Genomic DNA, 14,345 nt, shown 5'->3' on the forward strand with positions numbered 1-14,345 from the left:
CATTTGACACAATTTGTTACTATTTTATCACATTTTCAGGAAAGTTGCTTTTGATATTTTCTTTTTGCTTGATAGGCTCTCCATAGTTGGCCTAGGCCCTTGAAAAAATGGCCATTGACAATGGTTAGAATCCCTTCCACCATCGGTAAATCGAGCATGTCACCTGTCATCTTAGCCATAGCCCTAAATGGCATATTATAAAGGAACAGCAGGTTCAAGTCAGGAGTCCCTTTCTGCTCTGCTTTTTTCAGTAAGCTAGCCAATAGTTTATGCACGCCACGTGCCAACCCACTCTTAGCAAATTGGAGTTTCAAAACTGGATCGTTCAGGCTCAGTTCTTGACCAATTTTCCAGGTTTCTTCTGGAACTGGACGTCCAAGCAATTGTGCAAAATCCTGCGATGAGACGGCCTGCACTTGGGCTGTCAGATAAGTCGGAATCTGTTCTGAAGCAGGAAATTGGTCTATAGTGCCTTCTTGGGTAATCTCGCCAACTAAGCGAATATCCTGACTACTTGCACCTACATGCAAGAGATAATTTCCAGCCTCTACTTCAAATTGGCCTGTCTCTTTATTAAAATAACGGAACGTATAGTCCTCAAAAGGAATAAAAATCTGTTTGGACTCGCCTGCTTTTACATATACTTTTTTAAAGCCTTTTAACTCCTTTGCAGGGCGGTAAATCTGACTATCTTCTTTGCCTACGTACAATTGGACAATTTCAGCACCATCAACCAGACCAATATTTGTAATAGTGACTGTGACTCCTAATTCGGTCACATCCAATTGACTGTAAGAAAAGTCTGTGTAGGATAATCCATAGCCAAAGGGATACTTGACAGTCTTGTCAAGGCTTGTAAAGTAACGGTAGCCTACATAGAGAGCTTCCTTATAGAGGGCAAAATCGCCTTCCGCTGGATAGTCATCCGAAGATGGAACATCTGCAAGATTAATAGGATAGGTTTCGCTTAGTTTTCCTGATGGGTTGACACGTCCTGTCAAGGTATCTAACATAGCTCTGGCACCAGCTTCTCCTGATAGATAGCCGTGAAGAACCGCATCTGCATCCACATCCCAATTCATATCCACAACTGAGCCTGCTGATAGGACAACAACGATTTTTTTACCTGTCCCTACCAAGGTATTCAGTAAGGATAACTGATTTTTAGGGAGACTTATATGATGGCGATCCAAGCCCTCACTTTCACTCATTTCATCTAACCCCATATAGTAAAGAACAAGTTCCGCTTGGTTTGCAAGATTGACAGCCCTGTCAACTAACACCCTGTCTTCTTTATCTACACGTTGATAGCCTTGTTCGTAACCAATGACATTTAATGGATAATCTGCGATGCAACCCACTGTTTTATCTAATTGTCTTGTATTGATTAAAGAAGAACCTGCTCCCTGATAGCGAGGATTTTGGGCAAATTCTCCGATGAGGGCTATTTTTGTCCCCCTAGATAAGGGCAAGATCTGATCCTTATTTTTTAATAGCACAATGCTCTCAGTGGCAGCCTGACGGGCCAATTCATGTTGTTCAGAATAATCTACAGCTTGTTTTTCAGCATTGGCCAACTCTAAAACCACATCAAGTAGCTCATCCACGCGCTCATTCAATACTTGCTCGGATAGACGACCTGACTGAACAGCGTCAATAATTTCCTTTTGACCGACCTTTTTAGTACCTGGCATTTCCAAATGACTACCATTTTCAACACCGAGAACATGGTCATTGGAGCCACCCCAATCCGATACAACAAAGCCTGTAAAGCCCCATTCATCACGAAGAATGTCACGCAAGAGACGCTTGTCTTCATTAGCATAGACGCCGTTTATTTTGTTATAGGCAGACATGATTGCCTTTGGATTTCCTTCACGCACCGCAATCTCAAATCCTGTCAGATAGAGCTCTCTCAGCGTGCGCTCATCTACAATGGAGTCTGAAGCCATACGGCGCAATTCCTGACTGTTTACAGCAAAATGCTTAGGCGTTGCCGCAACACCTTGCGACTGCATTCCCCGAATCATTGCGGCCGCCAGTTTTCCCGCTTGATATGGATCTTCTGAATAATACTCAAAGTTTCGACCACATAAGGGACTGCGCTTAATATTAAGCCCCGGCCCCAAAATGACATTGACACCCAAGCTATTTGCTTCTGCGCCGAGACCCTGTCCGACACGCTCAACCAGATCCACATCCCAAGAATTTGCTAAGGTAGCAGCTGTTGGGAAGCAGGTGGCAGGAACAGAAGCGTTCAGCCCTAAGTGATCTCCTTCACCTTCTTGCTTGCGAATTCCATGTGGTCCATCAGACAAAAAGATAGATGGAATTCCTTTTTCAGGGTAATCCTTTGTTTCCCAAACAGATTTTCCTGACATGAGTGCAGCTTTTTCTTCCAACGTTAAACGATTAATAATCTCTTGATGCTTCATTTCCTGTTCCTCATTCATATTTATTTACCATTATCATATCAGACTACACAAGCAATTAAAACGCTTTCTTCATAATCTGTACGATTTTAGGCATAATCTGCTATGAAAAATCTCCCTAGAAATACCAGGGAGATCGTGTTCATCACTTCTTATTTCATGATTACAAACTTCATCATTGGATAGTTGACAGCCACTTGAACGAAAATATTGACCCAGTTGGCCGCTGTCTGTGCCCAACCCAAACTCAAGCCCCATAATGTAAAGAGTTGAGTGGTGTAAGGCGGTAGCACGATGGACAAAATTCCTGCAACTACAACAGTCAAGATATACCAATGGAGGGTTTTGGATATATCGTTTTCTGCTCCGAATACCAACTTCCTTTGGACGATATAGTTGACAACCTGCGCCGCTACATAAGCCAAGAGGAAGGAGAGAAAGCCGTTCAAACCGCCATTTTCTACGGAATAGTGAAAGATAAACCAATCAAATGACTGACTTGACAGGGCTGTAAAGAGGAAATTGGTTGACAACCAAAGGACGCAGAAGTTTGTAATGGTTGCGATGTTTGATAAGACATTAAACTTGATAAACTCCCACAAATCTGGGTGTTTGGCAATCCATTCTTTCATACGGTCTCCTATGCAAGACAAGGGGGAAGGCCCCCTTGTTATGCTACTTCTTTTTCTTCTTTTTTCTTACCTGTCAACTTAACGAGTCCAAGATCTGTCAAGCCGATAAGGGCAATATTGCTTGCTACTAAAGCTACAATCCACCATTTTGTTTTTGGTTTATAGATGTCAAAGGCTGCAGAATGAGCAACGGTGTACAAGATATTTTTGCTTGCCTGACGAAGGGCTGCAACACCTTCTTCTGTACCTGTTGAGGCTGCTGTAGGGAGGCTTCCCATAGGTGTCAACATGAGGTCACCGCCATTGCGGATAGCCTGGTCTGGACTCATGTAATCCTTACCTGCAAAGTCTGTGATCACCATCCCTTTGAAGCCCCACTCGTCACGAAGGACAGTATTCAAGAGGTCGCTATTACCCCCTGCCCAAAGGGTACCGATACGGTTGAAGGAAGACATAATAGCAGTTGCTCCGCCTTCTTTGACAGGAATTTCAAAGGCTTTCAAGTAAATTTCACGAATTGCCTGTTCATTTGACCAGGTTGCAACGCCATCACGGTTATCTTCTTGGTCATTAAGGGCAAAGTGTTTGGTAAAGGTATAGACGCCATTTTCAAGAGCTTTTGCTACAAGAGAACTTGCCATTTTACCTGAAATCAGCGGATCTTCTGAGTAGTACTCGAAGTTACGACCTGAGAATGGTGAACGGTGGATGTTAACTGCTGGTGCATATAGACCAACGATACCGTGTGCCAAGGCCTCTTTGGCAAAAGCATCACCCATTTCTTCTGCCAAGTCTGTGTTCCAAGTAGAAGCAACGACAACCTCTGAGTTGTATTGAATACCTTTGATACCTTGGAAGATACCGTTGATACCAGCAGGTCCATCCAAGTCAACAACAGCTGGTTTATCGATTGATTTGACTGCTCCTGTTGCATAACCACCAAAGCCAACCAAGTTGACCATTTCATCAACAGACATTTGAGCAACTAGTCGTTCCCAACGCTCATCATCATAGTCTGCACCAATCAAATCAACCAAACGAAGTCCATTGTCTTCTGTTGTCACAGTATCAATCGGTGTTTCTGAAGATTCGTCAATGCGGAAGTTCGAGCGATCAACCTCAGCAGCAATTTGCTCACTAGCCTCTTTATCTTTTGTACGTTCAGTTGGCAAAGTACTTTCCCAGTCCGCACGGGCTACATAGTTAACATCACCAACAGCATATTCAAAGGCATTGGTTACCTCAGCCTTGTCAGATGAACGTTGCTTCAAGACTTCCTTACTGTCAACAGTGTAGGTTTCTGAATCCAAAACATCATGAGCGTTATTCATGAGTTTGATTTGGTAGTCACCTTCATCCAAGACATAGGCTTTTTCAGTCTTTTCGTCGTAAGATGCCATATCATCACGGTCGAAGGAAATGGTCATTTCTTCGCTCTGACCTGGGTCAAGGACTTCAGTCTTATCAAATCCAGCTAAAACAACGTGTGATTTCTCAACACCACCTTCTGTATATGGAGCAGTGTAATAAACTTGTGCAACTTCTTTACCAGCCACATCACCAGTGTTGGTTACCTTGACATTGACCTCAATCTTGTCACCATTTTCTTTCATGCTGGTGATTTCTTGGTCAAATTTTGTATAGCTCAAACCGTAGCCAAATGGATATTGCACTGTTGCATCGTAGGCTGCCTCATCTACTTGACCAGTCGCATTGTCAATAAAGCGAGTTTCATAGTAACGATATCCTAGATAGATGCCTTCTTGGTAGTTAACAAATTTGTAGTTAAAGGTCTGAGGCTCTTTTGCTCCCCATGGAGTATCTTCATAAGTAATATTTGTATAAGAGAAGTCACCTGTATTCCAGTAGGTTGGATTGCTTTCCAAGTCGTAAGCGTAGGTATCGACCAAGCGACCAGATGGGTTGACCTCCCCTGCCAAGATATTGGCTACACCAGTCAAGCCGGTTGAGCCAGGACCACCAATCCATAGAGCTGCATCGACACCTGCATCTTCCAAGAATCCAAGCTCCATAGCATTTGAAGAGTTGACTAAGACAACAACCTTATCAAAGTTTTCGGTTACAGTTTTCAACATAGCTTTTTCAACTTCTTGGAGTTCAAGGTAGTGCTTATCCTTGTCACCTTGTTGGTATTCTGCCATGTTTTGTGGAAGGTCCGCCCCTTCACCACCATTACGGGAAATAACTACTAAGGCTGTATCAGAGAAGTTCTTAGCATTTGCTAGCAGTTCCTCTGAGTATTTATCTTGAGTTGGCTCGTAGATATTGTAATCTCCACCATTGAGGGAGAAAATATTTGTCCCTTCTTTTTCTGGAAGGTTTTCTGTGTAGAAGTCTGTCAATTCGCTGTTGACTTCAAAACCTGCATTTTCAAGACCTTGTTGCAGATTGATGTTTTTGGACTCATCTGCCGCACCTGAACCAGATCCACCGTAAGTAATGGCTACAGAAGAAATACCAAAGACATTGACCTTGGATGATTTTTCAAGTGGTAGGGTCTTATTCTTGTTTTCAAGCAAGACAGTACCTTCTTCTTGAATGGTCGTTACCAAGGACTTAGAAACTTCTTCTGCATCAGCAATTTTAGCAGCATCTGCATAAGATGGAGCAAAATATGTGTCAATCACATTGACAAACATATTGACAGCATAGTTAGCTCCAACGATAATGATACTCAAGAGAGCCAAGAGGCTAAAGCCCAACTTTTTCTTCTTGCTAGAGAGGGATTTTTCCTTCACTACGCGATAAATCGCAAATCCCAATAGGCCAAGGACAACTACAGCAGAACAGATAAATACTGTTTTTACAATCCCGACCGCATCCCATGATTGATAGCTACTTGGATAGCTATCTGCATAGACTGTTTTTCCTGATAGCAGAGCTCCTGCTAGGCTCAAGAGAGCCCCTTTCTTTTTCCAAGCCTTCATAAGACTTCCTCCTAAATGTTTCGGCTTTCATGTAAGCCTTTTCTTTTTCTTGAATCCACTATATCAATTAACATACTCAATGAAAACCCTTTCTTCATAATCTGTCATTTAACCTTCATAATTTGTAAATTTACAAGAATAATCCTACTCTTGCTATTTTATCATTTGATTTTCTAAAATATAGCTAACAATTTCATTTTAATTTTGATATACTGATAGAAAATAAAAGGGGTGCTTTATGAAAATCGCGATTGTAGAAGATCAAAAAATTGAGCAAGATAGATTGTCCAACTGCATCAAAACCTACTGCCAAAAAGCTGGGATTGCAGTGGAAATCAGCTGTTTTAATGACGGTCTCCATATCACTAGTGACTATCAAAAACAATTTGACCTGATTTACCTAGATGTTGAGATGGAAATTATGGACGGGATGACCACCGCTCAAAAAATTCGGTCTGTGGACAAAGAAGTTCTATTAGTATTTGTGACCAATCATTCTCACGTAGCGATTCAAGGGTATTCAGTTGAAGCTATTGATTTTCTGCTCAAGCCACTGAGTTCTTTTGTCTTTGAGGAACATTTTAAAAAAATTCTTAGAAAATTACCCGATAGCCAAGAGAAACAAAGTTTATATATAAAAAGCAAGCAGTCCACCGTAAAACTCTATCAAGAAGATATTGTTTACCTAGAAAGTCAAGGACATCAGGTTTACATCTACACAGTTGACGGTGGCCTAACGATTACCCATAATAGTCTCAAGAATCTCGAAGCCATGTTAGACAGTAAAGTGTTTGTACGAGCCCATTCAGCTTATATCATCAATCTTTCCCATGTTCAAAAAGTGGAAGGTAGCCTAGTTTACGTCACAAATACAGCCTTGCCAATTAGCCGCCCAAGGAAAAGAGAATTTATGACAGCTCTAACCAACTTCATCGGAGATAGCCTACTATGATCAATTTCCCTGATATTCCACGTTTCTATACTGCACTAACAGAAAGCTTGGCCTGCCTACTGGTATGTTCCTCACTTGTTTTGTCTGAAAAATGGGCACGCAAACAGGTACGTATCCTCCTGATTTTTCTCATACAAATCTTACTTCAACTTGTAGCTGGCAAACTCCCTTTGCTTTTTTGGACTGTAGGAATGGGCACCAATATCGCTTGGATGTTTGTTTCCATTCGATTGCTTGGAGTTATCCACAAGAGGACTAGTCTCTATTTGACAGCAAAAGCCTTTATCATTGCCGAATTAGTAGCCTCCATTACTTGGCATCTCTACTGTTTGACGATTTATCAACAACCTGTGGATAACTTGTGGACACAGGGGCTATTTCTGTTGATAACTTCTCTACTTTCTTACTGGCTCATCTATCTACAAGATAAAAAAGTTCGCTTAGAAGAATTGGATAAATTCATTGAGCAGCGAGATGTTACTGTAGCCGTCTTTACAACCTTATCTATCTTTGTTCTCAGTAATATTGGTTTCATCCTCTCTGGCACGCGCCAATTTCAAGATTCGACCAGCATCTTCATTCTTCGGACAACCGTCAATCTCTCTGGTCTTCTACTCCTATTCACCCAAGAATCTCAACAATACGATCGCTATTTACGGCAGGAATTGACTTCTATCAATAATATCTTTCAACTTCAATATAAGCAATACCAAGCCTATCGTGAAAACAGTGAGATTCTTGACCGTAAGGTCCATGATTTAAAGCATCAACTGACCATCATCCAACAAGAATCGGATAAAACCAAAAAGGAACAATACCTAGAAGAAATGAGCGAGGTGATCCAGACCCTTGATGCCAAGATTGAAACAGGAAATCCCGTTCTAGATACCATTCTTAGCCAGAAAAATTATTACTGTTTGCAAAACGGTATTAACTTTACCTGTATTGTTCAGGGAGAACCTCTCCATTTTATGGATGTAATGGATATTTCAGCTCTATTTGGAAATGCCATTGACAATGCCATCGAGGCTGTGGAAAAAATAGACAATCCTGAACAACGCTTGATTACTTTAAAGGTTGCCAGCCATCAGCAATTTCTCATCATCCGATTAGACAACTACGATACTTCTTCACTTGACTTATCCACAGGACAGCTCCCAGAAACGTCAAAAACAAATAAGGACTACCACGGATTCGGTCTTAAGAGTATGGAGTATGTTGCCAATAAATACGGTGGCAGTCTCACACTTAGCAAGGAAGATAATTGGGTTCAACTAAAAATCATTCTCCCTTTACAAGCATAGAAAAATCCCGTTTAAAGGCGGGATTTTCTTTCTATTTATCATTTAGAAACCGTTACTTGCTCTACATCTCGACTTTGGCTCCGTTTTATAATCACATCAAGATAGTCAGCTAAGAAACTTCTCGGTGACACTGCTTGCAAGCTCTGATAAGCCTGGCTTGGAAATACTGTGTCATCAAGCCAAGTCTGATCTAGTTTTTCTCCTGAAAAATAAGCACGGTTGGCCGGCATGATAAATTGTGAAATAGCATCTGCCGTCTCGCCGTCATACCAACCTTCATCGTTTAACATATTGTGCACCATGATGTCACTGGTATGATCAAAGACAGTTTGTAAGTAGGTAACGTGATCCTGCAAATTTGGATCACTAGGTTGGTGCTTTTCTGTCCACGAAGCCATATCAAGTTGAGTTTTTTGATAGTGAATACTTGTATCATCAAGGCTCAATTGGCCGATAATAGCTGGATAAATAGAAAATGCTCCATTGACCACTTCAGTATAGCTAACTTGTCCCAAGTCTTCCTTAACAATATTCTGAGAATGAGTGTGCCCTGAAAAACCAAATTGAATCCCATACTGATTAAGTAAAGCCTTCAAATCGGCAGCATTATCCAAAGTGTACCCTTTTGTCAGCATAGCATGCTGTTGCAAGACATTGTGATGGACAACAGGTATCAGGCTCACTCCAGCTTCCTTTGCTGCCTGAAGCTGAACTTCTATCCATTCTAGGGTCTCTTTTTTGATACTTCCATTGGTTGGAGGAGCTCCTTTTCCGTAGCCGTCAGAGTAGATGTTGCTGTCTATCATCAGAAACCAAGCATTGGAAAATGGTTTAGCCAGGTAGCTCAATGAGGCTTTGTCACGACTGCTAGCTTGTTGATAACCGTGATTTGCAAATAGCTCTGCAAATTGCTGAGCGGTGACCTGATCCGTCACTATCTGCTGGTCTCCCTTAAAGACCCTAGCCCAGCCACTGGCAATATCATGGTTGCCAGGAATCACCAAAACCTCAGTTCCTTGTTCTTCAATCTCTGTAAAATACTGAGCTAATTCAACCATGCTCTGCTTTTCACCGTTTAGAGTCAAATCCCCACTGACTAGTAACAAGGAAGGATGTTCACGCTCAACCTGCTCAACCAAAGCCTCCATCCGCTCTTTTCCATAACGTAAATCCTTGCCAGCAGCTGTTTTTTCTATATAGGAAAAAGCCTCTCCATCATCAAATAAATCCTGTGATAAATAATGCAAATCAGTGATAATCCAGATTTTATCCTGGTCTCTTAATTCAGCCTCGGCATAGGATTGCTGACGCTGACCAGCAATAGCAGACCAAATCAAAACAATGACTGCAATAGCTCCTAACAATAATACTATTTTCTTCTTCATACCTTAAAAGTATATCATCTTAGAGATAGAGGGACAAGAAAAAGAGACTCGCCTTCTTTCTGCCGAGCCTCTTGTATCTACAATTTATTTCTTAGCAAATCCTGCTGCCTGTTCACCAGCCTGACGACCAAATACGATGATATCTGCTACAGCATTACCACCAATACGGTTTTGACCATGAACACCACCAGTTACTTCACCAGCAGCATAAAGACCAGAAATTGCTGAACCATCTGTTTTCAATACTTCAGTATTGGTATTGATTTTCACACCACCCATTGTATGGTGAACACCAGGTGCAACTTTAATCGCATGGTAAGAACCAGTATTCAAAGCATGGTCCATACCTGATGTACGACCAAATGCCGCATCATTCTTATCTGCTACAGCCTTATTCCAAGTATCAAGTGTCGTTTGAAGTGTATCCGCAGGTAGGTCAATTTCTTTAGCCAAATCTGCAAGTGTAGCACCCGTTTTTACAAGTCCTTTTTCTTCGTATTGAGCAATAGCTTTCACACGATCTTTCAAGGCATCATCAAAGATAACATAAGCATAGTTTGGCTCTAAGCTATTGATAGCCGCAGAAACTTTATCACGAGTTTCCAATTCGTTAACAAAACGCTCACCTTTTGAGTTGACAAGGATAGCACCTTCGCCACGAACTGCTTCTGTAATCAAGTAAGAAGTTTCTTGCTCAACACTTGGGTGAATTTGGATTTGTTCCATATCAACAGTTGCTGCACCTTCTGATTCAGCAAGCGCAATACCGTCACCTGTTGAGCCTTCTTGGTTAGTTGTAACATAACCTTTCAATGCTGGGTTTAATTTAGCAACCATTTCCAAATCTGCACCGAAACCACCAGTCGCCAATACAACTGCTTTAGCTGAGATTTTCTTAGTTTCACCAGCAATCTTCACTTCAACACCTGTCACAGCTCCATCCTTGTCTTGGAGTTTTGTAACATCTGCATTGACAAAAATTGGTACTTCACGTTCAACAAGATTGTGGTAAAGACCATTTACCAAGTAGCCACCAACAGCTGAACCATCTGCAGGACGGTGGGTACGTTTCTCGCTCATACCACCAGTTGTAGTTAGGTTGCTAAGAGTGATCCCCATTCCATCCAACCAGTCAATTGCACCAGCTGAGTTATCTACAAGGTAACGAAGTAATTCCGGATCATTTGTTCCTTTACCACCTTTAAGTGTTTCTTCATAGAATTTATCGTTTGAATCAGCAATACCTTCCGCTTCTTGGAATTTGGTTTGTGAAGCATTCATACCAGCTGATGATTTAGCCGTATTACCACCGATAACAGGCATTTTCTCTAACAAAACAACACTAGCACCAGCATCTTTAGCTGAGATAGCTGCCGACATACCTGCACCACCTGAACCAACAACGATAACATCGTAGCTATCTTTCAACTCAGATGGATCTGTATAAACTTTCTCAGATGCACCTGAAACAGCTTCTTCTGATGAAGAAGAGGTCGTAGATGATGAAGATGTAGCTGTCTTTTCAGACTTGCCTCCACATGCCACTAAAAACACAACAGCAAGTAGACTCAATAATAAGCCTAACCAAGCTTTCTTTTTCATGATAAACCTCCAATTTTTATCTGATATTAGTATTATACAAGATTGTGAAATGTTTTTCAATCTGTTTTGAAACATTTTTCACAATAATATAAATGCATAGAATTCAAATCATACATTAATAAAAATTATTTACCACCCTTGAAGAGCTAAAAAGCTTGCTATTTCGGAAATTGTTGCCTGACTCCCTTTACGAAGTATTCCAGATAATTTACCCGATTTATAATAGGTTAAGCTAGGAACCGTAGCAAGACCTTGACTCTGTCGAAATTGTTGTATTTTTCCATTCGGATCCGACTCGCTATCCAAATAGTAGATAGTCGCACGTGATTGCTCTACTGCCTCTGTTAATTTCGGAACAAAATCACGACAATAAGGGCATGTCTCACGACCTATGTATAATATAAATTCTTCCTCGTCTTGGACCTTTTGCTCCACTTCATCTATCGAAATAGTCTGGTAACTCTTTACAGCCTTCACATAGTCTGATTCATTTGGCGTAGTCGCTGATTGAGATAGAAAGAAGGCCCCACCTACGACCAAAATAGCTATTAGCACTAGCAAAAAATACTTACGCCACATAATCCCTCCTAAAATACAGACAAAAAGCCCTTGTAAATAGGGCTTTTAAAATATCAATACAAATCTTAGAGCATTTTATTGTAGAATTCTACGACAAGAGCTTCGTTGATTTCTGGGTTGATTTCGTCGCGTTCTGGCAAGCGAGTCAATGAACCTTCAAGCTTTTCAGCATCGAATGATACGAAAGCTGGACGTCCAAGAGTTGCTTCAACAGCTTCAAGGATAGCTGGAACTTTGATTGACTTCTCACGAACTGAGATCACTTGACCAACTTCAACGCGGTATGAAGGGATGTCAACGCGTTTGCCGTCAACAAGGATGTGACCGTGGTTTACGAATTGACGTGCTTGACGACGAGTAGTTGCCAAACCAAGACGGTAAACAACGTTGTCCAAACGACGCTCTAAAAGAAGCATGAAGTTGAAACCAAGAGTACCTTGTTTGATTTTAGTAGCTTGTACGAACAAGTTACGGAATTGTTTTTCACCCAAACCGTAAGAGAAACGCAATTTTTGTTTCTCAGCCAATTGCAAACCGTATTCTGACAATTTAGAACGGTTGTTTGGTCCGTGTTGACCTGGTACGTAGTTACGACGTGCCAATTCTTTACCTGTACCTGTCAATGACAAGCCAAGACGACGAGCTTGTTTCCAAGATGGTCCTGTATAACGTGACATGTGTTATGTCCTCCTAAAAATAAAAATTTCCGTCATTTCGTTTCTCTTTTATTACGTCGTTAAGTCGGCTTGGCATACCTCAGTATAGCCTGCACCTCCTTGCCAACTACTAAAAGGAAACAAAAAGACTTGTCTGTAGGAAATAACGTTTTAAGCAAACCTGATTCGTGCAGGAGGCCTTCATCGAAACAGCAACGATTACTCTTCTTGCTGACCTTCTGTTGACGAGCTTCATTTTGCCCTGCTGTTATTTCACACAAATATCAGTATAGCACAAAAAAAAGGCTCTGTAAAGCCTTTTTCATCGTTCTTATTGCATTTCTTCCATTTCTTCCAATAATTCAACCAGCTTATCCTTTTGAACCTGTCCTGCAAAAGAAACCTTGAGGGTTCCATCACTATTGATAAGGATATGTGTCGGAAAAGCAGCAATACCAAAATGTGTCATCGCCTGATCTTTAGTATCAAACAAGACTGGATAGGTCGCTCCTAACTCACTGGCCTTCTCCAAAATTTCAGCCTTGCTCACATCCGCAGGATTGGTATTCGCAAACTCAGCATCCTTAGGTGACGTGATAGACAAGAAAACATAATCTTCCTTATCCTTGTACTCTTGATAAACTTCCTCCAATTCAGGAATTTCCCTCTGACAAGGACCACAATAGGTTGCCCAAACATTGATGTAAATCTTTTTCCCCTTGTAATCCGCCAGATTGACATCATTTCCATCCTTATCCTTTAGGGAAAAATCTAGCGTGACTGGTTGATTGACCTGTAAAGTCGACTCAGTAGAAGACGGACTGACCAATGGTAAAAGGGAACAGGCAGTCAAAACAAAGCAAGAAACAAGTAAGCAAACGACAATTGATACCAACTTTTTCATAAATAAATCCTTTCTATCCTACTGGAAAAAACGCACAAGATGTTGGAAGAAACCTGTTAAAATACTCAACCCTATCAAGAGCAATAAATAGCCTGAAATACGCTTAGTCCAAGCCAAATAGTGCCGATTGTTCTTGAAGAAGGCCAACATTTTCTGAGAAAAGAAGGCAACCAAAATAAAGGGAAGAATAAAGCCAAGACAATAGACCAACAGCAAGATACCGCTCAACCAACCCTGCTGACTGCTAGCATAAATAAAAACAGATGCCAGAATAGGTCCTATACATGGAGTCCAAGAAAAACTAAAGGTAAAACCCATCAGGAAAGCTAGAAATGGAGTAACCTGTTTTCCTGCTTGGTACACCTTATTTTTAGCAGAAAATTCACGCTCTAACATGGGAATATTGAACCAACCCAACTGCAAAATTCCCATCAGAACAATCAATAGACCACTAATAATCTGCAAGAATTGAGCATTTGCTTGTAAGACCCTGCTCAGCAAACTAGAAGCAAAACCCAATAAGAAGAAGGTCAGAGCAATCCCAACTACAAAACTTAGCGTATTGACGAGAACCTTCTTCTCTCCCTCTTTCCCCTCAGCTCCACCTGCCAACAAACCAATGTAGATAGGGAGAATGGGCAGAACACAGGGTGATAAGAAAGACAAGAGCCCTTCTGCAAACAGAGCCAGAACTGTAAACCATTGAAATTCCATATAAACTCCTTTCTATCTAGCTCAAAAGACAGTATTGAAAACGTTTTTATGTACTAATATTGTAACACACCGCTTTACCTTAGTCAATATATCGTTTTGTTATAGACAATATGTAAAGACCCCCAGTTGAGAATTCGTGGATTTACCTGTACACTAGAATAAAAAAACAATCAACTTCTAACAGGAATTACCACACTCAATTGGAGGTCTTATATGTTTCATTTTACCACACTTTTC

At 41.1% G+C, this 14,345-nt stretch carries 11 protein-coding genes; 2 read left to right on the plus strand and 9 right to left on the minus strand.

The window, feature by feature from the left end:
* Nucleotides 1-35 precede the first annotated feature (35 nt).
* The 3 genes from P7J58_RS01620 to P7J58_RS01630 all read right to left on the minus strand — a co-directional run bounded on the left by P7J58_RS01620 (nucleotide 36) and on the right by P7J58_RS01630 (nucleotide 6,012).
* On the minus strand, nucleotides 36-2,435 hold the full coding sequence (locus tag P7J58_RS01620) for a glycoside hydrolase family 3 C-terminal domain-containing protein (RefSeq protein WP_408555484.1): 2,400 nt from the start codon (nucleotides 2,433-2,435) through the stop codon (nucleotides 36-38).
* A gap of 149 nt (nucleotides 2,436-2,584) precedes the next feature.
* On the minus strand, nucleotides 2,585-3,064 hold the full coding sequence (locus P7J58_RS01625; RefSeq protein WP_105146663.1) for a GtrA family protein: 480 nt from the start codon (nucleotides 3,062-3,064) through the stop codon (nucleotides 2,585-2,587).
* A 38-nt stretch (nucleotides 3,065-3,102) separates the two neighbouring features.
* On the minus strand, nucleotides 3,103-6,012 hold the full coding sequence (locus P7J58_RS01630) for a glycoside hydrolase family 3 protein (protein WP_105146664.1): 2,910 nt from the start codon (nucleotides 6,010-6,012) through the stop codon (nucleotides 3,103-3,105).
* Nucleotides 6,013-6,250: 238 nt separating this feature from the next.
* On the opposite strand from P7J58_RS01630, the gene P7J58_RS01635 reads away from it, so the two are divergent.
* Nucleotides 6,251-6,964 (plus strand): LytR/AlgR family response regulator transcription factor, encoded by a 714-nt coding sequence (locus tag P7J58_RS01635; protein WP_105146665.1) that lies wholly within the window; start codon nucleotides 6,251-6,253, stop codon nucleotides 6,962-6,964.
* Nucleotides 6,961-8,268: a GHKL domain-containing protein gene (locus P7J58_RS01640; protein ID WP_105146666.1), complete on the plus strand. Its 1,308-nt coding sequence runs from the start codon at nucleotides 6,961-6,963 to the stop codon at nucleotides 8,266-8,268. The genes P7J58_RS01635 and P7J58_RS01640 overlap by 4 nt, the downstream gene beginning before the upstream one ends.
* Before the next feature lie 38 nt (nucleotides 8,269-8,306).
* Here P7J58_RS01640 and P7J58_RS01645 read toward each other — a convergent pair whose 3' ends face one another.
* The 6 genes from P7J58_RS01645 to P7J58_RS01670 form a co-directional block, all read right to left on the minus strand.
* Nucleotides 8,307-9,653: a metallophosphoesterase gene (locus P7J58_RS01645; protein WP_408555380.1), complete on the minus strand. Its 1,347-nt coding sequence runs from the start codon at nucleotides 9,651-9,653 to the stop codon at nucleotides 8,307-8,309.
* Between the two features lie 84 nt (nucleotides 9,654-9,737).
* The gene (locus P7J58_RS01650) at nucleotides 9,738-11,255 is read right to left on the minus strand and encodes a flavocytochrome c (protein ID WP_408555379.1); all 1,518 of its coding nucleotides are present in this window, start codon (nucleotides 11,253-11,255) and stop codon (nucleotides 9,738-9,740) included.
* Between the two features lie 129 nt (nucleotides 11,256-11,384).
* Complete coding sequence (locus P7J58_RS01655) at nucleotides 11,385-11,834, minus strand: thiol reductase thioredoxin (protein ID WP_044759664.1); 450 nt, start codon at nucleotides 11,832-11,834, stop codon at nucleotides 11,385-11,387.
* A gap of 65 nt (nucleotides 11,835-11,899) precedes the next feature.
* A complete protein-coding gene (gene rpsD, locus P7J58_RS01660; RefSeq protein WP_002938227.1) occupies nucleotides 11,900-12,511 on the minus strand; it encodes a 30S ribosomal protein S4 in 612 nt (203 codons plus the stop codon).
* Nucleotides 12,512-12,821: 310 nt separating this feature from the next.
* On the minus strand, nucleotides 12,822-13,394 hold the full coding sequence (locus tag P7J58_RS01665) for a TlpA family protein disulfide reductase (protein ID WP_408555378.1): 573 nt from the start codon (nucleotides 13,392-13,394) through the stop codon (nucleotides 12,822-12,824).
* Nucleotides 13,395-13,412: 18 nt separating this feature from the next.
* Nucleotides 13,413-14,108 carry a cytochrome c biogenesis CcdA family protein gene (locus P7J58_RS01670; protein ID WP_408555377.1) on the minus strand — a complete coding sequence of 232 codons (696 nt, stop codon included), beginning with the start codon at nucleotides 14,106-14,108 and terminating at the stop codon, nucleotides 13,413-13,415.
* Between the last annotated feature and the right edge of the window lie 237 nt (nucleotides 14,109-14,345).

Origin of the sequence: Streptococcus suis, from assembly GCF_046032535.1 — a bacterium.
GTDB lineage: Bacteria > Bacillota > Bacilli > Lactobacillales > Streptococcaceae > Streptococcus > Streptococcus suis_AK.

What these genes read in the sequence shown, in the direction of transcription:
- P7J58_RS01655 (WP_044759664.1), bottom strand. Translation starts at nt 11,834, where the DNA reads ATGTGGCGTAAGTATTTTTTGCTAGTGCTAATAGCTATTTTGGTCGTA.
- rpsD (WP_002938227.1), bottom strand. Translation starts at nt 12,511, where the DNA reads ATGTCACGTTATACAGGACCATCTTGGAAACAAGCTCGTCGTCTTGGC.
- P7J58_RS01640 (WP_105146666.1), top strand. Translation starts at nt 6,961, where the DNA reads ATGATCAATTTCCCTGATATTCCACGTTTCTATACTGCACTAACAGAA.
- P7J58_RS01630 (WP_105146664.1), bottom strand. Translation starts at nt 6,012, where the DNA reads ATGAAGGCTTGGAAAAAGAAAGGGGCTCTCTTGAGCCTAGCAGGAGCT.
- P7J58_RS01670 (WP_408555377.1), bottom strand. Translation starts at nt 14,108, where the DNA reads ATGGAATTTCAATGGTTTACAGTTCTGGCTCTGTTTGCAGAAGGGCTC.
- P7J58_RS01665 (WP_408555378.1), bottom strand. Translation starts at nt 13,394, where the DNA reads ATGAAAAAGTTGGTATCAATTGTCGTTTGCTTACTTGTTTCTTGCTTT.
- P7J58_RS01620 (WP_408555484.1), bottom strand. Translation starts at nt 2,435, where the DNA reads ATGAAGCATCAAGAGATTATTAATCGTTTAACGTTGGAAGAAAAAGCT.
- P7J58_RS01650 (WP_408555379.1), bottom strand. Translation starts at nt 11,255, where the DNA reads ATGAAAAAGAAAGCTTGGTTAGGCTTATTATTGAGTCTACTTGCTGTT.
- P7J58_RS01625 (WP_105146663.1), bottom strand. Translation starts at nt 3,064, where the DNA reads ATGAAAGAATGGATTGCCAAACACCCAGATTTGTGGGAGTTTATCAAG.
- P7J58_RS01645 (WP_408555380.1), bottom strand. Translation starts at nt 9,653, where the DNA reads ATGAAGAAGAAAATAGTATTATTGTTAGGAGCTATTGCAGTCATTGTT.
- P7J58_RS01635 (WP_105146665.1), top strand. Translation starts at nt 6,251, where the DNA reads ATGAAAATCGCGATTGTAGAAGATCAAAAAATTGAGCAAGATAGATTG.